The 25,344-nt window shown below is 43.9% G+C and carries 19 protein-coding genes; 9 read left to right on the top strand and 10 right to left on the bottom strand.

Annotated elements, in window-relative coordinates; genetic code table 11:
* Positions 1-65: 65 nt before the first annotated feature.
* From ispG to NFR61_RS04025, 3 genes are all read left to right on the top strand, one after another.
* Entirely contained in the window at positions 66-1,832 is a 1,767-nt protein-coding gene (ispG, locus tag NFR61_RS04035; protein WP_251620852.1) for a (E)-4-hydroxy-3-methylbut-2-enyl-diphosphate synthase, read from the top strand.
* A gap of 89 nt (positions 1,833-1,921) precedes the next feature.
* A complete protein-coding gene (locus NFR61_RS04030; RefSeq protein WP_251620851.1) occupies positions 1,922-2,176 on the top strand; it encodes a GlsB/YeaQ/YmgE family stress response membrane protein in 255 nt (84 codons plus the stop codon).
* A 434-nt stretch (positions 2,177-2,610) separates the two neighbouring features.
* Positions 2,611-5,520, top strand: coding sequence for a glycine-rich protein (locus tag NFR61_RS04025; RefSeq protein ID WP_251620850.1), 2,910 nt, complete (start codon positions 2,611-2,613; stop codon positions 5,518-5,520).
* A gap of 465 nt (positions 5,521-5,985) precedes the next feature.
* On the opposite strand, the gene NFR61_RS04020 is transcribed toward NFR61_RS04025, so the two are convergent.
* From NFR61_RS04020 to NFR61_RS04010, 3 genes are all read right to left on the bottom strand, one after another.
* Complete coding sequence (locus NFR61_RS04020; RefSeq protein WP_251620849.1) at positions 5,986-7,020, bottom strand: Fic family protein; 1,035 nt, start codon at positions 7,018-7,020, stop codon at positions 5,986-5,988.
* A gap of 171 nt (positions 7,021-7,191) precedes the next feature.
* Positions 7,192-8,190: a GGGtGRT protein gene (locus tag NFR61_RS04015; RefSeq protein WP_251620847.1), complete on the bottom strand. Its 999-nt coding sequence runs from the start codon at positions 8,188-8,190 to the stop codon at positions 7,192-7,194.
* A 17-nt stretch (positions 8,191-8,207) separates the two neighbouring features.
* Positions 8,208-8,900 carry an iron-sulfur cluster assembly scaffold protein gene (locus NFR61_RS04010; protein WP_251620846.1) on the bottom strand — a complete coding sequence of 231 codons (693 nt, stop codon included), beginning with the start codon at positions 8,898-8,900 and terminating at the stop codon, positions 8,208-8,210.
* 191 nt (positions 8,901-9,091) lie between these two features.
* Here NFR61_RS04010 and NFR61_RS04005 point away from each other — a divergent pair, with 191 nt between their 5' ends.
* The 6 genes from NFR61_RS04005 to NFR61_RS03980 all read left to right on the top strand — a co-directional run bounded on the left by NFR61_RS04005 (position 9,092) and on the right by NFR61_RS03980 (position 15,173).
* Entirely contained in the window at positions 9,092-10,513 is a 1,422-nt protein-coding gene (locus NFR61_RS04005; RefSeq protein WP_251620845.1) for an alkaline phosphatase, read from the top strand.
* Between the two features lie 568 nt (positions 10,514-11,081).
* Positions 11,082-11,756 carry a hypothetical protein gene (locus NFR61_RS04000; RefSeq protein WP_251620844.1) on the top strand — a complete coding sequence of 225 codons (675 nt, stop codon included), beginning with the start codon at positions 11,082-11,084 and terminating at the stop codon, positions 11,754-11,756.
* Between the two features lie 4 nt (positions 11,757-11,760).
* Positions 11,761-12,627: a DUF4384 domain-containing protein gene (locus tag NFR61_RS03995; protein WP_251620843.1), complete on the top strand. Its 867-nt coding sequence runs from the start codon at positions 11,761-11,763 to the stop codon at positions 12,625-12,627.
* A gap of 2 nt (positions 12,628-12,629) precedes the next feature.
* On the top strand, positions 12,630-14,129 hold the full coding sequence (locus tag NFR61_RS03990; RefSeq protein WP_251620842.1) for a caspase family protein: 1,500 nt from the start codon (positions 12,630-12,632) through the stop codon (positions 14,127-14,129).
* Between the two features lie 32 nt (positions 14,130-14,161).
* Positions 14,162-14,761, top strand: coding sequence for a porin family protein (locus NFR61_RS03985; protein ID WP_251620841.1), 600 nt, complete (start codon positions 14,162-14,164; stop codon positions 14,759-14,761).
* Positions 14,762-14,774: 13 nt separating this feature from the next.
* On the top strand, positions 14,775-15,173 hold the full coding sequence (locus tag NFR61_RS03980; RefSeq protein WP_251620840.1) for a hypothetical protein: 399 nt from the start codon (positions 14,775-14,777) through the stop codon (positions 15,171-15,173).
* 142 nt (positions 15,174-15,315) lie between these two features.
* Here NFR61_RS03980 and NFR61_RS03975 read toward each other — a convergent pair whose 3' ends face one another.
* The 7 genes from NFR61_RS03975 to NFR61_RS03945 form a co-directional block, all read right to left on the bottom strand.
* Positions 15,316-15,633, bottom strand: coding sequence for a hypothetical protein (locus tag NFR61_RS03975; protein ID WP_251620839.1), 318 nt, complete (start codon positions 15,631-15,633; stop codon positions 15,316-15,318).
* Positions 15,634-15,705: 72 nt separating this feature from the next.
* A complete protein-coding gene (locus NFR61_RS03970) occupies positions 15,706-16,320 on the bottom strand; it encodes an outer membrane beta-barrel protein (RefSeq protein WP_251620838.1) in 615 nt (204 codons plus the stop codon).
* 82 nt (positions 16,321-16,402) lie between these two features.
* A complete protein-coding gene (locus NFR61_RS03965) occupies positions 16,403-17,293 on the bottom strand; it encodes a sugar phosphate nucleotidyltransferase (RefSeq protein WP_251620837.1) in 891 nt (296 codons plus the stop codon).
* An 11-nt stretch (positions 17,294-17,304) separates the two neighbouring features.
* Entirely contained in the window at positions 17,305-19,245 is a 1,941-nt protein-coding gene (nagB, locus tag NFR61_RS03960; RefSeq protein WP_251620836.1) for a glucosamine-6-phosphate deaminase, read from the bottom strand.
* Between the two features lie 38 nt (positions 19,246-19,283).
* Complete coding sequence (locus tag NFR61_RS03955; RefSeq protein WP_251620835.1) at positions 19,284-20,516, bottom strand: ROK family transcriptional regulator; 1,233 nt, start codon at positions 20,514-20,516, stop codon at positions 19,284-19,286.
* Positions 20,517-20,668: 152 nt separating this feature from the next.
* Positions 20,669-22,279 (bottom strand): RagB/SusD family nutrient uptake outer membrane protein, encoded by a 1,611-nt coding sequence (locus NFR61_RS03950; RefSeq protein ID WP_251620834.1) that lies wholly within the window; start codon positions 22,277-22,279, stop codon positions 20,669-20,671.
* A 26-nt stretch (positions 22,280-22,305) separates the two neighbouring features.
* A partial coding sequence (locus NFR61_RS03945) for a SusC/RagA family TonB-linked outer membrane protein (RefSeq protein ID WP_277613051.1) occupies positions 22,306-25,344 on the bottom strand: 3,039 nt, incomplete at its 5' end.

The following is a 25,344-nucleotide window of genomic DNA, read 5'->3' as shown; positions in this document are numbered from 1 at the left end:
TGTAATTTTGTCAGCACAGTGGGGAAAGATGTGCAGAAGAGGGAAAACTGTTAAAAAGGAATATTATGCGCCGGAAAACTTTATCGGTACGGGTCGGAAATACGGTTATCTCTTCCGGACAACCCGTGGTTGTGCAATCTATGCTGAATACATCGACAATGGATACGGAGGTTTGTGTGAACCAAGCGATACGGATTATTGAGGCGGGAGGACAGTTGGTGCGGATAACTGCCCAGGGGGTGAAAGAGGCCGAGAATCTGAAGAATATACGGGAAGAGTTACGCCGCCGGGGCTATGAAACGCCGCTTTCCGCAGATATACACTTTAATCCCGAAGCGGCGTCGGTGGCTGCCCGGTATGTGGAAAAGGTACGGATTAATCCGGGGAATTTTGTGGATAAGCGGGCTACGTTCCAAAATTTAACTTATACGGAAGAGGAGTATCGGGCCGAGCTGGCTTATTTAAGAAGTAAGTTTACCGATTTTCTGACTATTTGCCGGCAATATCATACGGCAGTTCGCATCGGTACGAATCATGGTTCTCTTTCTGACCGGATAATGAGCCGTTACGGGAATACGCCGGCCGGTATGGTGGAGGCGACGATGGAATACCTGCGGGTGTGCCGGGATACGGATTTCAATGATGTGGTTATTTCTCTGAAATCCAGCGATTGCCGGATTATGATAACGGCCGTCCGTTTGTTGGTGGAACAGATGCAGAAGGAGGGAATGAATTACCCGTTGCATTTGGGGGTTACCGAGGCGGGCGAGGGGGAGGACGGACGTATACGCTCGGCGGTGGGTATCGGATGTTTGTTGAATGAAGGTGTCGGAGATACGATACGGGTGTCGCTGACAGAGGCGCCGGAAGCGGAGATACCTGTAGCCAGAGAGTTGGTCGCTTTATGTCGTCCGGATTTTGAGGCGGGTGTCGCTTGGCAGGAGGGGAAGGCGGGAAAGCCTTTTATTGTGGCGGATAGTGATGTGTTGGGAGAAGCTGATTGCTTTGTGGGAGAGGCTGCTCCCGAAATGATTTTTGCGGAGGCAGGCGATGCGAAATGGCGGGTACTGCCCGACGGGGTAACGGTTATTGTGCCGTGGGAGCAATGGGAGGAAGCCCGACGCTATCGGGCTGCCGTTTGTCCTTTGATTCCTGCGGATGGATTTAAAAAGGGTGCCGGATGCGGAGAGAAGGGACGGATTTTTGTGGAGGTAAACCGGGAAGAACAGATAGATGCCGATTTGCTTGCGGCTTCGGAAGGGCGGGAGGTTACTTTTGTGCTCTCGCCGCAAGAAACGGATTATCATGCGTACCGCCGCATGATACGTCTGCTTGGATATGCTTGTCCTGTAATTATTCGGGTCAAGGAACCAGTGAGAGAAAATGTGCATCTGAAAATCGCCGCCCATGTCGGGGGGATTTTTATGGATAAATGGGCGGACGGCTTGTGGATTACACTTATCGGAGAGGCGAAGCAGGCGTTGGAATTAAGCCGGAACATTTTGCAATCGGCGGGAGTCCGTCGGTATAAAACGGAGTTTGTCAGTTGTCCAGGTTGCGGGCGCACGTTGTATAATCTGGAAGACGCCGTGGCGAAAGTGAAGCGGGCTTTTGCCCATTTGACCCGATTGAAAATAGCGATAATGGGGTGTATAGTCAATGGACCGGGTGAAATGGGGGATGCCGACTATGGGTATGTAGGTGCCGGCAACGGGAAAGTGAATCTGTACAAAGGCAAGCAGAGAGTAAAGACCGCTGTGCCCGAAGAGGAGGCAATCGATGCTTTGAAATCCCTTATTGCGGAATGTGGCGACTGGAAAGAACCGGAATAAACGCAAATTGTATATAGCCTGTTTGACTGTAACCATTTCCCGGGGAAATAAGTTAAACAGGAGTTATGTTGAATTAAATTTTTACAGTTATGATGTTTATTTGGTACATACTTATCGGACTGATTGCCGGTTGGGTGGCAAGCAGAATTATGCGGGGACGCGGTTACGGCATTTTGATTAACCTTATTATCGGTATCATCGGCGGTGTATTGGGCGGTTGGTTGTTTAATCTTATCGGATTCTATTCCACCGGTGGTATCATCGGAAGCCTTATTACTTCGGTACTCGGTGCCATTGTCCTGCTTTGGTTTGTGGGCTTGGTCAGTCCTGCCGGTAAAAAGTAATATTCTGTTCTTGTTTCTGAAAATACTTTTATTCTTCGTTTTCCTGCCTATCCAGGGACGGAGAATAAGGGTATTCTTTATTTTAATTCCTTGATTTAGATTCTTTTCGCTTTTTACTTTTCTATCTTTTTTCTTTATATTTGTCCCGTTGTGGCAGAGAGAACTGCCGTGATCAACATATTTTGTTTTAAAGCGTTTAGCTTTGCCTTGAAACTGAAATCTGGACAATTTCAACTACACGAGGCAAAATGTACAAACGTTCGCTTGCCGTATATATACACTTTACGTTATATATAGGTTAAGCGTGGGGTGTCGTTTTATCGTGTAGTGGGAAGTCCAGATCCTCAGTTTCGGTAAAACTAAAGTTCCCACGCTTTTCTTTTGTTATAAACCCACCTTTCCGGGGACTTTCAAGGTGTAAAGTATTTCTTGGTATGAAAAAATTAATCAAGTGTGCCGGAATGCGGCGTCTTCGGATGTCGTTGGGGTTGCTGTTTGTCGTGACTCTTTCCGGATTGTTTTCTCCACCCGTGTTCGGTAACAATATCCGGGTAGACGGTAAAACGCGCGTTATCGACTTTTCGGGCGATACGGCGGTTATTGAGGTGTATCTCCGCTGGGATAATTCGTGGCGGGATGATTTCAACTGGGATGCTGCGTGGGTGTTCTTTAAGTACAAGAAGCGGGGCTTAGAGAATCCGTGGCAGCATGCGTATTTAGGTTCTTCGGGACATGTATTAAGTAGGGCTGCCGGCAACGAGGACGGCGGTTACGCGTACATGGTCGGCACGAACAGTAGCAAGGTAAACGGTCTGTACGTGATGCGTGAGGGAATTTCAGAGGGGAATGTAAGTGTGCGGCTGCAAGCGAAATGGCCATTAGAGGGCACGGGATTGACCCGCTCGGATTTTGGCGAAGCGTTGAATGAAATCTACGTTGCCGTTCACGCCATAGAGATGGTGTATGTTCCATACGGTGCGTATTACTTAGGGGATGCGTATTCCAACAAGAGTTTTGTGGTAGGCGGTACGGAGGCCGTGGTGATAGATACCGAGGCAGCAATGACGCTTTCAGCCAAAGACGGCATGTCGAACGTTTCTCTTTCGGCTTCTTATCCAAAAGGCTACGCGGGCTTCTATATCATGAAATACGAGATAAGCCAAGAGCAGTACGCGGAGTTTTTGAACTCTTTGACGTTGGCACAGCAAAAGGCGAGAGTTGAGAATAATGATTTTGCCAATATGAAGCGAGGAGATTATGTGTTTGGAGACCTCCACACACCGAGTTGCCGGAACGGCATTGTGTTTATCGAACAGCGGCAGCCAAATACGCCCGCCGTATTCGGTAATAATCTGAACCCAAGTAACGACCTCTTTAGTACGGACGACGGACAGACACTCGCGTGCAATTACATGAGTATAGAGGATATGATAGCGTATTGCAGTTGGAGTGGATTACGCCCGATGAGTGAATTGGAGTATGAAAAGGCCTGCCGGCGGTTTTATCCCCAAGAGCCCGATGAAGGAGAGTATGCGTGGAATACGAATAACGGCATCAACCGTATTTCCTTCCTTAGCGATTTAAACTATCGGGGAGAACAACGGGAACAGGCATTGAGTTACTTAAAGAACGTGAACAGTGGAACTGCTAACAGTATTAACGGCCCCGTGCGGTGCGGCTTGTTTGCTACGTCGGCTACCAACCAAACCCAGGCGGGTGCCACGTATTGGGCAGTGATGGAAATGAGCGGGAATTTAAAGGAGTTATGTGCCAATGTAAATTATACCAATCTAAACGGTGGTAGTTGCGGAACGGGCGTGTATAATGCCAGTCTGTGGGATAAAACAGCCAGCAGGTACGGAGTGCGAGGCGGAGGTTTTAATAGTGCAGATGAATTGTTGCGGACTTCGGACAGAACGGAAGCGATGAACTATTTCACGTCTGTTACCCAGCGGGACAGCACGGTGGGATTCCGGGGCGTTTATAATCTTTCAGGGATTGAAATAGACGGCGGGGAAATTCAGGGCGATACGACCTGTCCCGGGAATGAATTGCATATTGTCAATATACAATTGCCTTCCTGTCCTGATTTTCCGGATGTACGTTTTCAATACAATTGGTATGTAAAGAAACCGGGAGAAGTGAAATTCGATATAATTCCCGATGCCACCGGGGAGTCATTGGTGTACAATAATTTTGTCAATACCGGCACCACTTTTGTAAGGTATCAGTTTAAACGTGTGGGAATCTGTGCCGTCGGCATGGCGGAAACAGTGACGAATGTGTATGTGGCACCTCTTCCGTGGACAAATTCATTGGACACGTATACCAATGTTTACCCCTCTTTTACCGTAAATTCAACCTGGGGAAACATGCCGCAGGCTCACTGGAAACTGGATAATGCTCCCGCAGGAATATCTATTGCAGCCGACAAAGGCGTGGTGTCCGGCTTGACCTCCAATTCCGTATTTTGGGTAGATGTGACGGTTTCATCGGATAAATGTCCGGGACAGTCGTGGACCCAAAGGCTGAAAATACAAAGACGGTTTGGTTACACTGGTTCCCAACAGAATATTACGTTGGTGCCGGGAGAGTATGTTATGGAATGTTGGGGAGCAAGAGGAGGAAATGCTGCTGGTCGTTCAAAGGGAGGATACGGAGCTTATGCGAGGGGTACAATAGCATTAGCCCAAAGTACCGCTTTATATGTTTATGTCGGACAAATCGGTAACGATAATAACTCACGGCGAGCAAGCTGGAATGGTGGTGCGATAGGTGGAAAAGATACTTATGGCGGAGTTGAAAATGGAGGTGCCGGAGGGGGAGCTTCGGATGTGCGTTTGACGGGAGGTTCATGGGATGGTACGACATCTTTATATTCCCGATTGATTGTTGCCGGTGGTGGTGGCGGTGCCGGAGGATGGAATGGGTGTGCCGGTGGTGCCGGTGGTCGTGGAACATTCAACACAACTTTGGGAATTGGTACGAATGGGGTAAATAACCAATCCGCCGGAGGAGGTGGTGGAGGTGGCTATTATGGAGGTAGTAGAAACGGATCATATTATACAGGACAGTATAATGTCGGTCGTGGAGCATTCGGAGGTTCTTCCTTTGTTTCCGGACATACCGGTTGTAATGCAATTAATAGTTCTGGCAGTCCTACAGGTCAGTCTGTTCATTATTCCGGTTTATATTTCACGAATACGACAATGATTGACGGTACCGGTTATCGATGGACAACAGTACAAGGCAGTTATGTCGGTATGCCGAATTTAGCAGGTACTGGAACAATGACAGGAAACTCCGGAGACGGACAAGTACAAATCAGTCCGGTTGTTCCTTGATTTAAGCCACTGTCGGCGGGAAAAACGGAGTGTACTCAAGAAACGGTCAAATACGGATGATTCCGTTGAACTAAAAGTGGAGAAATGGGATAATGGAGCAGTGGAAAAATGTTTTTTCCACTGCTTTGTTTTTACCGATTTTTTTACTCAAAAAAAACGATAGGTTTTCTACTCAAAAACGATAGGTTTTTTATACGAAAACGATAGGTTTTCTGAAAAGGGGGTATTTATAGCCAAAAAGACACATGATTTCATGATGAAACATCAAAGAGATAAAAAGATGAATTCGTTGTAAATTCACTGGGGCAAACGTGTAGCAATGGCGACGCAGAAGCGTATCAACTTTACTCCCGAATACGGTTGCTACGCAGGGGGTAGCCAATTGGAACGGAGTTGCTTCAAGGAATACCCGGGCAATAGGGGAATGTGTTAATCTGGTAATGAGAATAAGATTATAAGTTTTTGTTAGAAATATGTTTTTACTGCAAATAAGAACTGTTCGATAAATATCTTTTTGAAAGAGGCTATGTTGTTTTGTTCGTAAAATATCAACATTGCTTTTTTGTAGTCGATGGAATCTACTGTACGGAAAGATATGGGGCAGTAGCCGTATGCTATCAATATTGCATTGCTGGTAATGCGTGCTGTGCGTTTATTCCCGTCTGTGAATGCTTGAATATATGATAATAAAACTAATGCAAGGAGGGCTTTTTCAAATACATTGTTTTTGCTGTTTATGAGCCGGCAAGAATCTTCCAATGCTTCTCGTATTTGAAATTCATTGTCAAGTGGAATATAGTTAGTTCCGGTAATGCCTATACGACGGTGGCGGATGTTCCGGTCTACCCCTAATTCTTGAGTCAGTAAGGTATGGATGTCTTCAATCCGCTTTACTGAAAGGTTTTTCATATAATCCGGTGCGTCGAGTATGAAGTCAAGTGCTTTTTTGTGGTTTAGAAGCATTGTAGCTTCTTCTTTGGTTTTCCCGTTTGCCGTTTGTTTTTCTTTAAGTAGTTTTTCAGTTTCAAGCAGAGAATATGTGTTGCCTTCGATTTGGGATGATTTCCATGACAGGTCGATACCGAGGCGTTCCATTTCTTTACGGTATTCAAATTCGGACATTTCCGCAATATGCTGCTGAAACAGTTTTTGTGCATCTTCCAATTCTTTGGCTTCCACGGAGGTGAAGAGTTGAACTTCGGGTAGAATCTCCCGTATTAATTCAAAGTTAAAACTTTCGTGCACTTGACGTTGGTCAATATCCTTGTCAAAGTAGGTATCAAGATTTAGCGGCATAGTTACCTGTGCCTGTGGTGTAAGACGGTATTTGGTAGATGGGCCTTTCCCGATAACTTCAATGTTTCCTTTTTTTATCGCGTCTGCAAGTAATCTTTTCATTGTTGCCGGACTGAGGGTATTTGAGATACCACTGTTAATTTCAGTACGTGATGAAAGGGGATTGTAATGTAGGAATTGGAGTATCTCGGTCTCGTTTGTCATAACTAAATCAGCTTTATCGGCTCAAAAATAACGAAAAATAATGATTTATCGGCTCATGTTGAGCCGATTTTGGGTGTATTATTCATTGTTTTGAGCCGATACACTCGGTTACAAAAAATCCTGCAAGTTTTCGCTTGCAGGATTTATATGAAGTCCGGGGACTTGCTGTTTTTATTTGCTTGCTTCTTCTACGGCAACGGCAACGGCAACGGTAGCACCTACCATCGGGTTGTTACCCATACCTAAGAATCCCATCATTTCTACGTGAGCGGGAACAGAAGAAGAGCCGGCGAACTGGGCATCTCCGTGCATACGGCCGAGCGTGTCGGTGAAACCGTAGGAAGCGGGGCCTGCCGCCATGTTGTCCGGGTGAAGGGTACGTCCCGTACCGCCGCCGGAAGCTACGGAGAAGTATTTTTTACCGGTTTCCATGCACTCTTTTTTGTAGGTTCCGGCTACCGGGTGCTGGAAGCGGGTGGGGTTGGTTGAGTTTCCGGTGATGGAAACGTCCACTCCCTCGTGGCGCATGATAGCCACGCCTTCACGCACGTCGTCAGCTCCGTAGCAGCGTACTTTAGAGCGTTCTCCGTTGGAGTATGCTTTTTCTTTTACGATTTTCAATTCTCCGGTGTAGTAGTCGAACTGTGTTTGTACATAGGTGAATCCGTTGATGCGGGAAATAATCATCGCAGCGTCTTTACCCAGTCCGTTCAGGATAACCTGCAGCGGCTCTTTGCGTACTTTGTTGGCTGATTTTGCAATACCAATGGCTCCTTCGGCAGCGGCGAAAGATTCGTGTCCTGCCAGGAATGCGAAGCATTTGGTTTCTTCGCGGAGCAGCATGGCTGCCAGATTTCCGTGTCCCAGACCTACTTTTCGGTCGGCAGCAACGGAGCCGGCGATACAGAATGCCTGCAGGCCTTCACCGATAGCTTCTGCCGCATCGGCAGCTTTGGTACATCCTTTTTTAATGGCGATCGCAGCACCTACCACATAAGCCCATTTTGCATTTTCAAAACAAATCGGCTGTGTTTTTTCACAGATGTCGTAAGGATTGATGCCTTTTGCATCGCAGATAGCTTTTGCTTCGTCGATGTCTTTGATACCATATTTATTCAGAGTCGCGTTAATCTGATTAATACGACGGTCGTAACTTTCAAATAATGCCATAGTTCTTTCAATTTAATTTATTCGTGACGAGGGTCGATATATTTAACTGCTTCTGCGAAACGACCATAGTTTCCTTTTGCTTTTTCCAAAGCCTCTTTCGGTTCGATGCCTTTTTTCAGGAAATCGGTGAATTTACCCAGGTGGATGAATTCGTAGCCGATAACTTCGCCGTCGGCATCCAGACCCATGCGGGTTACGTAACCTTCTGCCATTTCCAGGTAGCGGGTTCCTTTTTCTTTGGTACCGAACATCGTTCCTACCTGGCTGCGGAGACCTTTACCGAGGTCTTCTAGGCTGGCGCCGATAGGCAGACCGCCTTCGGAGAAAGCACTTTGCGTACGACCGTACACGATTTGCAGGAAAAGCTCGCGCATGGCGGTGTTGATAGCGTCACACACCAAGTCGGTATTTAAGGCTTCCAACAAGGTTTTTCCCGGAAGGATTTCAGAGGCCATAGCGGCGGAGTGGGTCATACCGGAGCAACCGATGGTTTCAACCAAAGCTTCTTCGATGATACCGTCCTTGATGTTAAGCGTCAGCTTGCAGGCTCCCTGTTGCGGTGCGCACCAGCCGATACCGTGGGTCAGACCTGAAATATCTTTGATTTCTTTAGAACGTACCCATTTGCCTTCTTCGGGAATGGGTGCCGGACCGTGGTTCGGTCCTTTTTTTACAACGCACATGTGTTGTACTTCCTGTGAATAAATCATAGTATTAATTTTATTGATTAATATATTGTTACATCTCGCTTTCGCGTGCACAATTTGTACAAAGATAAAGGTTTGTTTGATATAAAAAAAGAAGTGAAGTATTTTAATCGGTTTGTAATTTTTCTTAAAAGGAATGGAAGAAATATAAAAGAGAATAATTAGTTTTGAAGTCTATAATAAAAATGAAATACATGAAACGGATAGTATCTTTTATGATTTTTATTGCTGTGGCTGTGATGTTGTTGCCGCAGTGTCAGCAAGTCTCCAGAGAGAAAAAAGCGAAATACGTCTTTTATTTCATCGGAGACGGTATGGGTGTGAATCAGGTGAATGGTACCGAGATGTATCTGGCGGAAAAGCAGGGCAGAATCGGTATCGAAGCATTGAACTTCACGCAGTTTCCGGTAGTGAATTTCGCCACGACCTATTCCAGGTACAATTCGGTGACTTGTTCCGCTGCCGCAGGTACGGCGCTGGCTACGGGTACGAAGACGAAAAACGGTACCATCGGCATGGACAGTTTGCACGAGGCACCTTTATATAGTGTTGCCGTGAAGGCAAAAGAGGCCGGGAAAAGAGTGGGCATTACGACCAGCGTGAGCGTGGACCATGCGACACCGGCGGCTTTTTATGCACATCAGCCGAGTCGCTCGATGTATTATGAGATAGGTACGGATTTACCGAAAACCGGATTTGATTTTTATGCCGGTTCCGGATTCCTGCAACCGAAGAGTAAAAAAGATACCGCTGCACCGGAACTGTACGGTCTTATCGAAGGGGCGGGGTATAAGATTATTCGTGGAAGCGAAGCGTTTGAAGAAGAATATGCGGACGCCGTAAAAGCGGTGTTTATCCAGAAAGAGGGGGCGGAAAAAAGCTGCCTGCCCTATGCCATTGACCGGAAAGAAGGGGATTTGACATTGGCGCAGATTACGGAAAATGCCATCCGCTTTTTGATGAAAGAACCGAATGACGGATTTTTCCTGATGGTGGAAGGCGGCAAAATCGACTGGGCGTGTCACGGAAACGATGCGGCGACAGTTTTTGAGGAAGTGGTGGACATGGCGGAAGCCGTTCAGAAAGCATTGGATTTTTATAATCAGCATCCGGATGAAACGCTTATCGTGATTACGGCGGACCACGAAACGGGAGGTATCGGACTGGGTACGGGAAGATATGCGCTGAATTTGCAGGCATTGCAGCATCAGGCGTTGTCCAAAGAGGAACTGACCCACAAGATACAGGAACTCCGTACGGCGAAGGGAAACAAAGTGAGCTGGGACGACGTGCGTAACTTGTTGAGTGAAAACTTGGGCTTTTGGAAAGAGGTGAAATTAAGCGAAAAGCAGGAAGCCCGCTTGAAAGATATTTATGCTAAATCATTCGGTAAAGGTGGTGCGAAAATAGAAAAAGACCTTTATGCGGAAAATGAACAGCTTGCTGCCGAAGCCATAAGGATTCTGGATGCTGTTGCTTTAGTGGGTTGGACGAGCGGAGGCCACTCTGCCGGAGTCGTTCCGGTATATGCCATTGGTGCCGGTTCCCACTTGTTCAGCGGCAAACTGGACAATACTGACATTCCGAGAAAAATAGCCGAGGCTGCTGGGTATTAAATAGCAAAGACGTGTAAAATAATTGTATGAACGAGTAATTCGTATCTTCTTTAAATTATTTTACACGTTTATATTTTTAGATATATCTTTCTTTTTTCGTAAAATTGATTGGGATTGCTATTTACAATAGTAATTTGTTCTTCGGAGAGGAGAATTATAAAAAATATTTACCCCAATCAATATTTTTAAATTTTTCTGATATATATTTGCGGATGCAAACCCACGCTAAAGTCTTTTAGTAGACTGGTGGTAAGGGGATGCGTTATATTATAAAGGCGTTTACTTAACGTTTTATCAGTGGCATACTGAACTTCGCAACTTCAATATAGGTCACACGGTAAAGCAATAGTAGATGTTCATGAGTATGTTTATAATATCTTGTATCTTACAAGAGACGTATAACATATTAGCGTGGGCTTCTGCGTTGCTTATCCTTGACCGAAGGCAATGCGAAGGCCTAGTATGCGGGATGAGCGGCAAGTACAGAATCCCGCGTTTTTTATAATATAACTTTGTGAAAATAAGAAATTCGTCCGATTCGGGATCTGCGGACATAAGTAGTATCATTATGAAAGCAGTAAGAATCGTATTGTCTATCATGCTGATGGGGCTTGTTTCTACCGTGTCAGCTCAAATCACTAAGGAACAATTAAAAGAACGTAAGGAAATAACCAAAGCCTCTAAAGTTCAACTTCAGGAGAAAGCGACCAAAATAGCACGCAGGGAAAGTAAAAAATTAATTGGTGAAGGATGGCAAGCTGCTCCAGGTGCACTTCCTTTGGAAAAACAGCTTGACAAGTCTTATCTCATGCAAATGGAATACGACGAAGATCTGTATCCAAAATATCTTATGGCGGAAGCTATGAGTGTAGGCACCAATTATGATGCGGCTAAAATGCAAGCGATTGAATTAGCGAAACAAAATCTTGCGGGACAAATACAGACAGAAATTACTGCTTTGGTAGAAAATTCAGTTGCCAATGAACAACTTGAGGCTGAACAGGCAGAATCGGTTACTCAAAGTGTAATGGCTTCGAAAAATCTTATATCACAAAGTATAGGTCGGGTAATAACTGTAATGGAAGTTTATAGAGTTCTTCGTAATAGAAACAAAGAAGTATTAGTGCGTATTGCTTACAATGGAGCGATGGCAAAATCTGCAGCCAAAAAGGCTGTACGTGAACAGTTGAAGGATAAATCTGAAGATTTACATCAGAAACTTGATAATATTTTAGGTTGGTAAGAGGATGAGAATATTTCTATTTATTCTTTTAAATTTTTTTGCTATTTCTCTTTTTGCGCAAAAGATACAAACACTATCGGCTGAGTATATTTATCATGCGCCTGAGAATATAACACTTGAAGAAGCCAAACAGATAGCACTTGACCGTGCGAAAATACAGGCATTGGCAGATGCTTTTGGTACAATTGTTTCGCAAACTAATACAACCCTTGTTGAAAATCGCAATGGCGAATCAGGTATTGATTTCTTTTCGATAGGTGGTAGTGAAGTAAAAGGAGAGTGGATAGAAACTATCGGTAGTCCTGTGTATGATGTTCATTATGAGCAAGGAATGTTAATAATCAAGGTTGAGGTTAAAGGGCGTGCTCGTGAAGTACTTTCTGCAAAAATAAACATTAAAGCGCGCATATTGCGCAATGCGACCGATGATAAATATGAAGATGATACATTTTATGATGGAGATGATATGTACCTTTCTTTTGTATCACCTGTCAGTGGTTATCTTGCGGTTTATTTGTTGGATATGGAAAAGCGGGCTTATTGTCTTTTGCCTTATCGGGAGCAAACAGAAGGAATATATAAAATAAGGGCAAATCAACGTTATCTCTTTTTTCATATTGATGAAGCTCCAATTTTTGAACGTTCATTGGTAGATGAATATGTGATGACTTGTTCGGAGAAATTGGAACAGAATCTTCTTTATATTATTTTTTCTCCTCGGTCATTCATTAAAGCTAGTGATAATAATACAGACATAGCCTTACCGAGAGATTTGTCTTATGATGATTTCCAAAAATGGTTGGCAAATTGTCGTAAACATGATACTGAAATGCAATTGATGAGGAAATCAATAATAATTAGAAAAAAATAAGTATGATGAAAAAAATAGTATTAATTTTTTTACTAATCATCTCTGTGTCGAAGATAATGGCTCAGCGTTTTGATTATGCTTATAAAGGTGTTGAATTTAAATGTAAAATGATTGATGGAGGGGTGTGTATTACAGCTTTCAACTCGAGTGTTGCTGATGTCATAATTCCAGCGACAGTTGTTTATAAAGGTAATAGTTTCCCTGTAAAGCAAATAAGTACGTTTGTGAATGGTGCAAGTTATCTTACTGTTAATTTGATATTGGAAGAGGGAATAGAAGATATTGACAAATTTTCTTTTAATGAATTTCGAAGATTAATATCTGTACAACTTCCGATGTCTGTTAGGCATGTAGGAAAAAATGCCTTTAGAAATAATCCGGGACTTGGTTTTACAATGTCTGCAAGTGTAGATGAAAATTCTTTGCGTCAAGGCAAGGAGATTTGGCCGACTGGACAAGGGGAAATAATATTTGCATCAGCTAAGGATCCTCGGCAAGTACAGGTGAAAAAAATTGAAATAGATAAAAAGGAAAAAGAACAGACAGAGAAGGTTGCAAAAGATAATTCATCCAAAGGCGGATTTACGGATCGATTATTAGGTTGGGCGAAAGGGAAAACAGATAAATCTGATGATAATACTAACCAGACAATACAGAAAAAATCAAAAACACAACAGGAGGTAGTAGAGCTTGCAGCTCAAAAACCAGTATTGCCTCCGGTAGACGTGGATGTGGATATTCCAACAATTGTTTCTGACAAGAACAGAGATACATATTGTGTTATAATCGCGAATGAAAATTATAAAGATGTACCAGAAGTAGATTATGCTTTGCGTGATGGAGAAATATTTAAAGAATATTGTGTAAAAACTTTTGGGATTCCGGAAAAACAGATACGTATGTTTCCGGATGCTTCATATACGGATATAAAACGGGCATTAAATTGGGCAGAAACAATGGCGAATGTGACAGAAGGCAAAGCTAAAATAATTTTCTATTATGCGGGGCACGGAATGCCGGATGAGAAAGATAAAACGGCATACCTCATACCTACAGATGGATTCCCTAAAGATATTAGTACTTGTTTCAAATTGAGTGAGTTGTATGGGCGTTTAGCAAAAATGCAGACTCAGAGTATAACTGTATTACTGGATGCTTGTTTCAGTGGTGTAAAGCGAGGAAATGGCCAGGCTTTAGTTGCTGCACGTGGTATTGCAATTAAACCTAAGAATGAAGTACTTGGTGGTAATATGGTTGTTTTTACAGCTGCATCAGATGATGAAACGGCACTTTCATATAAAGAAAAACGGCATGGAATGTTTACTTATTTTTTGTTAGATCAATTAAAGAAGACGAAAGGTAAAATTACTTTCGGTGATTTATTTACAACTCTCTCTTCGGAAGTGAAAAAGAATTCGATGCTTGAGAATGATAAGTTGCAGACTCCTTCGGTGAACGTCTCTGATAACTTGAAAAACAAATGGAAAGAACTTCAATTTTAAATAACTTAATATTCACTTTAAATTTTTTTACTATGAAAAAACTATTTATTTTGGTGTGTGTGGCTTTATTTGCTACTACTGTGTCTGCACAAATTACATGGAACATGAAAGCTGGATTTGGTATGGCTAATTGCTATGGAGGAGATGCAGGGCATTTGTCTTCCCATTTTGTTGGTAAGATTGGGGCTGGTATTGAAAAGCCCTTTACCTCTAATTGGTCATTAATGCCTTCTTTGGAATTGGCGATGAAAGGGGCTAAATATGATATAGACGTACGCCTAAATGGTGCGTCTGTATACAAGGGCTTTACGGTAGATTACTATTATCTTCAAGTTCCGGTTGTAGCTGCTTATAGAATCAATATTGCCAGTAAATGGAATCTTACGCTTAAAGCAGGTCCTTATTTAGCTTATGCCTTTGCGGGAAAAATTAAAGAGGGTGATGAAAGTTTTAATGTTTTTAGCAAAGACGGGTATGGTAAAAGATTTGATGCTGGACTTGACTTTGGAGTAGATTTTGAATATCAGCGTTTTGTATTTGGTGCAGAATACGAGTTGGGTTTTATGAGTATAGAGGAGCAGAGTGATATAAAGAATGGTGCATTTTATGTTACGGTAGGTTATAAATTCTAATTTTTGTTGGTATATGAAAATTCTAAAGTTATTAGCGATGTTATTAGTCGCTGCTATGAGTATGGTTGCTACTTCCTGTAGTAAAGATGATGATGATGACGATAAAGATGACAAAAAAGAGTCGTTGCTTATTGGAACTTGGCGGGATGATACCTATGATGACGAGTGGGATGAATTGACTTTTAAAAAGGATGGCTCATTTACTTGGACTTGGTATGAAGAAAAGTATGGAACTACTAGAAATATGGGGACTTATATTTATAAAGATCCGAAATTAACATTAATATTTGATGAGGATGAAGAGTATGATGATGGTGAAAAGGAGGTTTATATGGTTAAATCTATTTCTTCTTCTAAGCTTGTATTGTATTCTGAGGATGAGGAAGAAACTTATACTTATAATAAAAAATAATAGAACATCTTATCTTTTAGCTACAGAGGGAAGGCAATAGCTTTCCCTCTTTTTTATCCTCTTCCGGGGAAGTCTGCATTGAAGTATTTGAGATAATTGCGAATCGCTTCAAAGATTTCACCCGTATGTGGCGCTAAACCGTTCATCGTACTAATGTGTTAAAATGACGGGTTTCCATGGTTTTCAAATAAGTGTCTGGTTTTTTCCAAGCTAAGAAGCGATTTAATGTGTATAAATAAACTCCTTGCGGAACAAGGAATTCTAACCAAACTCGTTTGATTTTTTTGAAGGGATAAATAACAAAAAGTTGTTTTATTTCCTCCATATCAAGGTATAGCAATGTTTTTTCGATTAGAATGTTATCCGGTACATCTTTTATCGAATCTTCATGAAAAGACCAAAAACAATGTTCTTGTTTTAGTTTTTTCAATAAATCGGATTTTATATCATCCTTTGACATTGTTTTTAAGCTATTTTGACGAAGATAAGGATTATCTGAGATATAAAAAATAGTTGTAGCCTTTTTTAATCATTAATGGCAGCCGCAGTCGCCGATGCGCAACAGGTCGTAGCTTAGCGAGAGGCTGGCTTTCAATGGCGTGAACTTTTTGTCCGCGGAGGATTCGATTTGGGATAACAGACCGTAATCGATTTTGAATGTGAGGTGCAGTCGGGAAGTGATCAGTTGTTCGTAACCGGCGGTGATTCCGCCGTTCCATTTTTTAATCTCGACTGGGGAGGAGACATCGGATTTGTTGTCGAACTGATAGGTCAGGTGTCCGCCGAACAGCAGGGTCGCCCGGTTGGAATTCAGCATGTATTTGGCATACACGGGTACCATAAGCTGGTGCAGGTCGAGTTCTATCCGGTTTTCTCCTTGTGCGTCCGAGTATTTGTTACGGGTATGGAGACGGCTGTAATTGATTTCACTTCCGACGAACCACTTCCGGTTGAAAGGGAACGTCATTTTCAGCCCGGCAGTCGGGGTAATCTTGACTTGCGAAATGGCAGCCGAGGGAAAAATCCCGCATTCCGCACCTGCCTGCACGCCGATAGCCGCTTTATAGTCCTTTTTGGTGACGAGCTGGGCATAGCCGGCTGTCACGGTGGAAATGAAAAACACAAAGGCAATAATACGTCGTAACATATCGAATTGAACTAAGCATTTAAAAAAAATGCCAGGAACGGAAAGCAACTTATCCCGTCCCCGGCCGATAGAAAACCGATTCTTATAAATCGAGGTACTTTCTTTCTTTGTCGAAAGCGGCCAAAGCGGCATTTACGCCCGGAGTATCCTCTTTGTAGGTGACTCCGAACCATTTGGCTTCCGTCGGGATGACTTTCACCTGTGCGACTTTGTCTTTCAGCATCTGGTCCACTACCTTGGGAATATAGAATTCCGATTTCAGGTTATCCTTATTCTTGGGGTAGAATTCAACGAACTGTTTTTCTATTTCGGAGAAAACAGCGGGGGTAAAGCCCCAGAAATTCATGGATACGACATCGTTGGGACTTAACGGTTTGTTCAGCTCCTCGTCCTTGATGCTCCCGTCTGCCTGCGTGCCGATTTTGGTGCATTCGGTAACAGCGGTCAGGTAATTCTTGGCATCCACTTCGCAGATACCTCTGGAAACGGTACCGTTTTCAGAAAGGGTTGCTGCCAGACGGTAACCGATCAGACAGAACTCTTTTTCATCTTGGTTATTGGCCAGAAAATCGTGAGCCTTGACAAAAGCGTCGCTTCCGTAAAAATCGTCGGCGTTCAGTGCGGCGAACGGTTCGTGGATAGCGTCTTTGGCACACCAGATAGCGTGAGCGGTTCCCCAGGGTTTTTCTCTTTCAATCGGGGGCATGCCTCCCGGCAATTTGTTCATATCTTGATAGCAGTATGCGGTTTCCACCAGGCTTTCCGCATATTTTCCGACGAAATTTTTAAATTCTTCGGCAAAGCTCTCCCGGATAACGAACACGATTTTATCGAAACCGGCATGAACCGCGTCGTAAATGGTATAGTGCAACAATGCCTTTTTGTGAGGGCCGAGCGGGGTAATCTGTTTCAGACTGCCGAAACGGGAACCCATGCCTGCGGCCATGATTAGAAGGGTGGTCTTATTCTTCATAATGTTGGTTTTTAGTGTTGTTTCTTCTTGTGAATATAGCGGGCGAACACTTCCATGGCTTCATATTCCGCCATACCTAATTTATTATAAATGTCTGCCGTGTTGCGGTTGCGGTCTTCGGCCCTTTGCCAGAATTCGCGGGGGTCATCACCCGGGAAGGCCGGACCGTTGTTTTGCGAGCCGTGTTTGTAGATGGCTTTCCGTTTGATTGACAATTCCGACGGACTGATGGGCACTGCCATGTCCACCTTTTCGATTTCCCATTCCATCCAGGCACCTCTGTACCACCAAGTATAGCAGTCTTTGAACCATTCGTCGTCGCATACCACATCGTAAGCGCGCAGGATGGCATCCAGGCATACGCCGTGCGTTCCGTGCGGGTCTGCCAAATCCCCGGCTGCATAGATCTGATGAGGTTTGATTTCCCGCAACAGTTTTACGATAATATCCACATCGGCCTGTCCCAACGGGTTCTTTTTAACCGTACCGGTTTCATAGAACGGAAGGTTCAGGAAGTGTACATGGTCCTCCGGAACGCCCAGATAACGGTCGGCACCGCGTGCTTCGGCACGGCGAAGGGCGCCTTTGAACGGCAGCAGTTCGTTCGGCTCGCTGTCTCCCGGTTTGCGGTTCGCTATCAGCTGTTTTACCTTCTCGAAAGCGGCATCCATAGCTTTGGTATCGCCTCCTACCAAACGGGTGAAAGATGCTGCGATATCCATTTGCTGGTAGATATAGTCGTCCAAAACGGCGATATTACCGGACGTTTCATAGGCGACATGTACATCGTGTCCTTGTTCCACCAGACGGGCGAACGTACCTCCCATAGAGATAACGTCATCATCCGGATGCGGGCTGAAAATGATAACCCTTTTCGGATACGGATTCGCTCTTTCCGGACGGGTGCTGTCATCGGCATTGGGTTTGCCGCCCGGCCAGCCGGTAATAGTGTGTTGCAGGTCATTGAACACCTGAATATTCACTTTGTTGGAAGAACCGAAAGTTTTTACCAAATCGCTCATGCCATAGTCGGCATAGTCTTTGTCTTCTACTTTCAAAATCGGTTTATTGACCTTCTGGCACAACCAGATAACGGCTTTGCGGATAAGTTTGTCGTTCCATTCCACTTTGCTCACCAACCACGGGAGGTTGGCTCTGGTCAGTTCTTCCGCTGCTTTCTCGTCAATGAAGAATTGTACATTGGGGTGAATTTGCAGGAAGGTAGCAGGTACCTTGTCTGTTACTTCTCCCTCTACCGTTGCTTTAATGATAGGAGCTTTCGGTTCTCCCCATGCCAGCAATATGACTCTTTGGGCTTTCATGATAGTTCCTACGCCCATGGTAATTGCCCGGGTGGGCACATTGTCGATGCCATCGAATTCGTCTGCTGCATCTTTCATGGTCAGACGGTCTAAATAAACCATTCTGGTTTTGGAAGAAATAGGCGAACCCGGTTCGTTGAATCCGATGTGGCCCGTGCGTCCGATACCTAAAATCTGAAGGTCGATGCCGCCGGCATTTTCGATTTGCTGTTCATAGCTTTTGCAGAATTTTTCCACCTCGTCCGCTTTCAAAGTCCCGTCCGGAATATGAATGTTTTTCGGATCAATATCAATGTGGTCGAACAGATGATGGTGCATGAAATAGTGATAGCTGTGTTCGGACTCCTTTGCCATCGGGAAATATTCATCCAAATTGAACGTGATTACATTCTTGAATGATAATCCTTCTTCTTTGTGCATCCGTACCAGTTCCTTATATAACTTGATAGGGGAAGAACCGGTAGCCAGTCCCAATACGCATGTTTCGTTTTTTGCAGCTTTGGAGCGAATAAGTTCTGCAATTTCTTTGGCAACGGCTTTTACGGCTGTTTCCGGAGACTCTGTTATTTCGACCGGAATCTTTTCATATCGGTCAGCTCCTTCTCCGCGGGCGATGTAAGTTGTCATCATAGCTATAAAGTTTTTGTTTATTGATAGATTGAATTGTTTTAATACAAAGAGAATTTACTGTCGGAATCGTAATATAAATTTTTCATGACCACCATGAGAGTTCCCATAATGGTGGAATGTGAATTCAAATTGCTCAGCTTGATTTCGCACTGGTTCTTGAGGCGTGTGAGCGTATACTTATTCAGTATTTGCTGGATAGGCATGGTAATTAATTCTTCCGCTTCCGCAATTTCGCCTCCGATTACCAATACTTGGGGGTTAAAAAGGTGGATTAACGTGGATATACCCTCTCCGATTTTTTCACCTGCTTGTTGAAGCAAATCTATGGCGAAAATATCATCCTGTTTGGCCGCTTTTATAATAGTTGTTAATGTGATTTCACCCTTTCCCGCCAGAGTCTGTATCGCTGTTTGGGTATGGTTCTTAATCGCTTCCCGGGCTGTCTTGATAATACTTCTTCCGGAAGCGACGGTTTCCAGGCAGCCTATCTTTCCGCAGTAACACTGTTCGTTTAATCCGGATATGCGGATATGGCCGAATTCTCCTGCCATACCTTTATATCCCGTGTACGGCTGGGAATTAAGAATCATTCCTAATCCTATGCACTCATTGACACTGATACATAAAACATGAGGGACGCCTTTGGCAACACCGAATGTGTGTTCCGCCATAGCCATGATTTTAGAATCGTTGTCGATAAATACAGGAATATTTAATTCTTTTTCCAATACCTTTTTAATATTGGTATCTTCATACGTGAAATAAGTGTATGAAGTTCCGTCAATGTCAATCAATCCCGGTATCGCGAAACCTGCGACTTTGATTTTTGAATAGGGAATATTTAATTCCGATAAAGTCTGATTGATTTTTCTCCGGATATATAGGATATTCTCTTCGTTGCTTGTATTTTCTTCCAGAATGGAAGGATAAACCTTGATTTCACCGATGATTTCTTTCCGCAGATTGAAAATAGCTATCTTCAGATGGATTCGTCCGACCTCCACGCCCATAATATAAGCGGCATCGGGATTTATTGAAAATATATGCGGTCTTTTTCCGCCGATAGATGCTCCTTGTCCCTGGTCAGCGACCCATCCTTCCGTGATAAGTTCATCAATCATCCGGCTGATGGTTGGAGTCGTCATATTAGTTAACCGGCAAATTTCGGGTTTGGAAAGTTCCCCCATTTTATACAGAAAACCGATAATATCCTTTTTTTGCTGGTATCGCTTTTCTTTTAAGCCGGGTAACGAATTTTTAGTCGCTTGCATCTATTCTTCTGTATTACATCATTACAAAAGTAGCAAAACTTACTAAAAAAATTATTTAAGATAAAATTATTTTTAAAATCATATAAAAAGCATCCCGAATGTCATCAAGACTTTCGGGATGCTCAATAAATATTATATCCTACAGGATGTTTTTAATCTAACTTGTCGTTGTAATCTATTTCATTCAACGGTACATCCCACGTCCAGTTGTTTACTCCGTCTACAGGAATCGTGATGGCAACGGTAGGATAAGCGTTACCGCCGTTTGCTACGGTATTACGAACGATCGGACGTTTCCAGCGTTTGTAATCACTCCAGGCAAAACCTTCACCCCAAAGTTCTACTTCGCGGTAATCCATGATTTCATTCCAAAGATCATCGCCGGTTTTAGAGCAAGTATATTGCGGGTTACGGCCGGAGGTGGCATTCAATTCAACCAAAGCAGCCTGTGCATCAGCAGTGTTGTTCAGGAAGTAGTTGGCTTCCGCTTCAACCAATACCATCTCGGAAGAACGGATAAACGGCAGATAGCTTACGCCCGGCAAGTCGAATACATAAAATTTCAACTGTGCGCCCAGATAGTAGTAACCTGCCTGGTAAGGAGTTTCCAAACCGGGAGCGGCAACTTGGTCGATATAGGCTTCTGTCTCTGCAATTAAATCATCGTCCCAGAAAATAGCATAATCCGGATCTAAAACATCTTCATCATTCCAATCATAACCGGGGAATTTGTCTTCTGTCAAGAACAACGCTTTACGGGCATCGTTGTCGGGAATGCGGTTGATCAGTTCGCGGCCGATAGCACCGGCTCCCGTTGGTTGTACTGAAGCGTAATATCCGTTACAAGCATATTGGGTACCATGGCTATAATACCATATATTTTCTTGCGAACCGCCGAAACTACCGAAAATCCATTCGCTGGTCGGGTTGCAGAATCCGGCATGGTATTCAGCATTGCTCATCAGCGGATAGCCTTGACGGGCCAATTTGGCTTCGGAAAGGGCTTTGGCATAATCTTCTTTGTATAATGCGGCACGGGCATAAACGGCGTGTGCTACGTTTACATTCGGCAACCAAACTTCTCCGGAAGGACGGTCAATGCCGCTCTCATTAAACAAAGCGATAGCTTCATCCAGGTCTTTGTAAATCTGGGTATAGCATTCTGCCATCGTAGAAAAAGGCATACCGTCAGTGGATTCATCCAAGCGAAGGATAACACCTTGTGAAGCTCCGTTGTTGGAATCTTTCCACCGCCAGCTATAGTAGTGCAACAATTTCTCGAAAGCATAGGCACGGAATGTCAATGCCGAAGCCTTGAGGAATTTCTTTTCACTATCGCTTCCTTCTGCTGCGTCAATGTTGCAAATGATGGAATTGGAATTACCGATGATAGAATAATAGTAATACCATGCGTAAGAGTTGTATTGGGAAGTTGTCCGATTGTGGAATGTCTGATTGAAAAGAGGCATCCAGCCATTGGCGTAATAGTTGTAGTTATAGTTTTGGCTTGGATAACTTTCCATTCTTATCATGATGTAGCCTTCTCCATTAAAACCCTGACCGTAATAAGAATGTTGGGTAATCATGAGCTGAGCTACTCCGTTTAATGTTTTCCACGCATTATCTGTGGTCCCGACAGCATCCGTCGCTCCGACGGAAGAAGTAGGTTTCGTATCTAAATAGTCGTTGCTGCATGAAAGCGTCAAAAATGACGCGCCGGCAACCAAACTACAGATAAACAATTTACTGATATATTTTCTCATGTTTTTTCGTTTTAATATTCAACTATTTAGAATTTCAGCGTAAGTCCTAAGTTGTAAACCCGGGCTGTTACATAGGTATCATCCGAACCTCCGCTGAATGAATACTGCGGATTCAATCCCTTGCGGGCGGTCTTCGTAAAGAGGTTTTCAACACCTGCGCTTACCATCAATCCATCGATGCCCCAGCGGCTTGTTATATGTTTCGGCAAACTGTAAGACAGATTCAAATTCTTGAATACCAAGTAAGAAGCATCGGTCAGCCAACGGTCACTGACAGCATTGTTGTCAGCCATAAGACTAAAGTCATGTGACGGGGTACCGTTCTTTTTGATACGGTTGGAAGAAGTTTCCGTCATGCCTTCCGGAGCACCGTTCCATGATTTCAATATATCCTTGTGCCAAGCCTCTCCGCTGGACATAGCCGTATTACCCATCAATGTTTTGTAGCTGCCGTCATATACTTTGCCACCCAAAGAATAGGTGAACAACATATTCAAGCTTAAATCTTTCCAGGATAATGACGTATGGAAAGAACCGTATACATCCGGCAGAGCGGAACCGGCCCAGTCACGTTTGGCATAAGAGGTAATGGTTGTGTAATCTTTACCGTTGATGGTTACAAGTTCGCCGGCTGCCGCAGCACTTGCTGCTTTCTCCTCATCAACCGTGTAAAGGGAACGTCCCGTCAGCTGGTCTACCCCTTCAAAGTGATAGGTATAGAATTCATAAATGGAATGACCTTCGGAATAGTTTTGCATACCGTGCAAAATATCTTGTCCGTCCGGTAATTTTATGATTTCATTTTTCATGATGGTAGCGTCCAAACCGATGTTCCAACGCCAATCATTGTTACGGATAGCATCTACATCCAAGGCGATTTCTACACCTTTATTGGAAATAGTACCAATGTTTTTGTATTGGGTCATATTGTTGGTACTAGTTTGCCACGGATATGAACCTGCGGACAGTGGCAACCGAACTTCAAACAACAGGTCTTTGGAACGTTTGTCGAAATAACCGATTTGAACATTCAACCGGTCGAACAATCTGCCTTCCAAAGCGAAATCCAGGGTTTGAGTCGTTTCCCATCTGATATCGGGAGCAGCCAAAGAAGCTTTTATCAAACTTGCATTCCCTCCGTTTTTATCAATTTCATACAATGCCATGTGACCGTACATGCCTACACCGGCATCATTACCTACTTCTCCGTAAGCGGCACGGAATTTCAGATTATTTACCCAATGCACATCGCTCATGAAAGATTCTTTGCTGATGTTCCAGCTGGCTCCTACAGAGAAGAAATTACCCCAGCGGTTGTCTTTGTGGAAACGGGAAGAACCGTCCCGACGGTAAGAACCTTCGAGGAAGTAGCGTTCATCGTAGTTGTAACGGAGACGGGTCAGGAAAGATTCCGTTTTGTATTCGTCATCATATCCGGAATAATAAGAGTTCGTCAGGAAGTTACCCATGGTCAGGATTCCCTCAATAGCCATACCTGTATTCATTCCGTAGGTGTATTTACGTTCCCAGCTGTAGTTTTCATGTCCCAACATCACATCAATGTTATGCACGCCGTAACTGTGATTCCAGTTAATCAACTCCTGCATGGTATAGTTGGTATATTGGTAAGCATAGCTGGTCAGACGTCCGTTGTTGGTAGCACCGTCACCGATGTTCGGATTGTTGAAATTCTTGTTGTTGGATGTGCTGTTGCTCATGTCTCCCTTTACAGTAACTCCGAATCCGTAAGGCAATGACAACGTTACGAAAGCTTGTCCGTTCAATACATTCCGGCGGCTTTCCTGTTTGTCGTTGCGCAATTCGTAAGCGATGTTACGGTTATCCAGATAGGCAGAAGTCACGTCATATTGTTTGTTTCCGAATTCGTCCAAATCGTAAGAACCGTCAGCGTTGTGCATGAACAACGGATAAATCGGGGCCATGTAACGGGTAACATAGAACGGATTGGCATACATATTACCAGAAGCATTACTATTGTAATTACGTTTGGTTGTAGACCCGCTTAAATTCAATCCTGCCTTCAACCATTTGTTGGGAGTATACGTGGTGTTGATACGACCAGAAAAACGGTTGTAGCCTGTTGATTTGACATATCCTTTTTCATCCAGATAACCGATAGAAGAATAAACGTTTAATTTCTCTCCGGATGAACTGGCGGACAAGTTGTATTCCTGACGGTAACCGTTGCGTTCGATATCGTCGTTCCAGTCCAAATCCGTATAGCCCGGCAATATGCTGGCAATCAGATTACCGTTAGCATCGAACAAATCGTTGTCTGCGCGGTCATAGATATTCCGACGGGCATAAGATTTGATAACATTCTGAGTTGCATAGGCTGCGGCTTGGGAAGCATCTAAATTTAAATTGCTTGAAGCATAGTTGCGCATAGCTCTCCAAGCCTCTTCCATCCATTCATTGGCGCCCAAACGGTCATATTCGGGGATACCTCTGTTATAGATACCTTGATTAATCTGTAAAGTAACGGAAGGCTTGCTTGCTCCGCGACCGCTCTTGGTTGTGATAAGAACAACACCGTTAGCGGCACGGTTACCGTACAATGCAGAAGAAGCAGCATCTTTCAAAATAGACATGCTCTCAATATCATTGGAATTCAATTCGGCGATATTGCCGTCAAAAGGAACACCGTCTACTACATACAACGGATCGGAAGCTCCGGAAACCAACGTACCGAAACCACGGATACGAATTGAAGGTGCAGAACCCGGCTCTCCGTAAGTGTTGTTTACCTGTACACCCGGTGCGGAACCTTCCAATGCTCCTGTTACACTCGTCGTCAAACGTTTTTCAATCTCTTTGCTGTCAACAACGGAAATAGAACCTGTCAAAGATTCTTTCTTTGCCGTGCCGTAAGCAACAACCACAACTTCATCCAACGCTTCGCTGGCAGACTCCAGTTCTACGTTAAGATTCGTCTGGCCTTTTACAGCTACTTCCAACGGTTTCATACCGATAAAGCTGAATACCAGCACATCATCGTCATTCACACGAAGGGCGAATTTACCGTTGACATCCGTAGCCACTCC

It is taken from the genome of Odoribacter lunatus (assembly GCF_943193135.1).
Lineage (GTDB): Bacteria > Bacteroidota > Bacteroidia > Bacteroidales > Marinifilaceae > Culturomica > Culturomica lunata.
The sequence above is the reverse complement of the archived record's forward strand: the minus strand, read 5'-3'. Positions and strand labels throughout refer to the sequence as shown.

What these genes read in the sequence shown, in the direction of transcription:
- ispG (WP_251620852.1), top strand. Translation starts at nt 66, where the DNA reads ATGCGCCGGAAAACTTTATCGGTACGGGTCGGAAATACGGTTATCTCT.
- NFR61_RS04030 (WP_251620851.1), top strand. Translation starts at nt 1,922, where the DNA reads ATGATGTTTATTTGGTACATACTTATCGGACTGATTGCCGGTTGGGTG.
- NFR61_RS04025 (WP_251620850.1), top strand. Translation starts at nt 2,611, where the DNA reads ATGAAAAAATTAATCAAGTGTGCCGGAATGCGGCGTCTTCGGATGTCG.
- NFR61_RS04020 (WP_251620849.1), bottom strand. Translation starts at nt 7,020, where the DNA reads ATGACAAACGAGACCGAGATACTCCAATTCCTACATTACAATCCCCTT.
- NFR61_RS04015 (WP_251620847.1), bottom strand. Translation starts at nt 8,190, where the DNA reads ATGGCATTATTTGAAAGTTACGACCGTCGTATTAATCAGATTAACGCG.
- NFR61_RS04010 (WP_251620846.1), bottom strand. Translation starts at nt 8,900, where the DNA reads ATGATTTATTCACAGGAAGTACAACACATGTGCGTTGTAAAAAAAGGA.
- NFR61_RS04005 (WP_251620845.1), top strand. Translation starts at nt 9,092, where the DNA reads ATGAAACGGATAGTATCTTTTATGATTTTTATTGCTGTGGCTGTGATG.
- NFR61_RS04000 (WP_251620844.1), top strand. Translation starts at nt 11,082, where the DNA reads ATGAAAGCAGTAAGAATCGTATTGTCTATCATGCTGATGGGGCTTGTT.
- NFR61_RS03995 (WP_251620843.1), top strand. Translation starts at nt 11,761, where the DNA reads ATGAGAATATTTCTATTTATTCTTTTAAATTTTTTTGCTATTTCTCTT.
- NFR61_RS03990 (WP_251620842.1), top strand. Translation starts at nt 12,630, where the DNA reads ATGATGAAAAAAATAGTATTAATTTTTTTACTAATCATCTCTGTGTCG.
- NFR61_RS03985 (WP_251620841.1), top strand. Translation starts at nt 14,162, where the DNA reads ATGAAAAAACTATTTATTTTGGTGTGTGTGGCTTTATTTGCTACTACT.
- NFR61_RS03980 (WP_251620840.1), top strand. Translation starts at nt 14,775, where the DNA reads ATGAAAATTCTAAAGTTATTAGCGATGTTATTAGTCGCTGCTATGAGT.
- NFR61_RS03975 (WP_251620839.1), bottom strand. Translation starts at nt 15,633, where the DNA reads ATGTCAAAGGATGATATAAAATCCGATTTATTGAAAAAACTAAAACAA.
- NFR61_RS03970 (WP_251620838.1), bottom strand. Translation starts at nt 16,320, where the DNA reads ATGTTACGACGTATTATTGCCTTTGTGTTTTTCATTTCCACCGTGACA.
- NFR61_RS03965 (WP_251620837.1), bottom strand. Translation starts at nt 17,293, where the DNA reads ATGAAGAATAAGACCACCCTTCTAATCATGGCCGCAGGCATGGGTTCC.
- nagB (WP_251620836.1), bottom strand. Translation starts at nt 19,245, where the DNA reads ATGATGACAACTTACATCGCCCGCGGAGAAGGAGCTGACCGATATGAA.
- NFR61_RS03955 (WP_251620835.1), bottom strand. Translation starts at nt 20,516, where the DNA reads ATGCAAGCGACTAAAAATTCGTTACCCGGCTTAAAAGAAAAGCGATAC.
- NFR61_RS03950 (WP_251620834.1), bottom strand. Translation starts at nt 22,279, where the DNA reads ATGAGAAAATATATCAGTAAATTGTTTATCTGTAGTTTGGTTGCCGGC.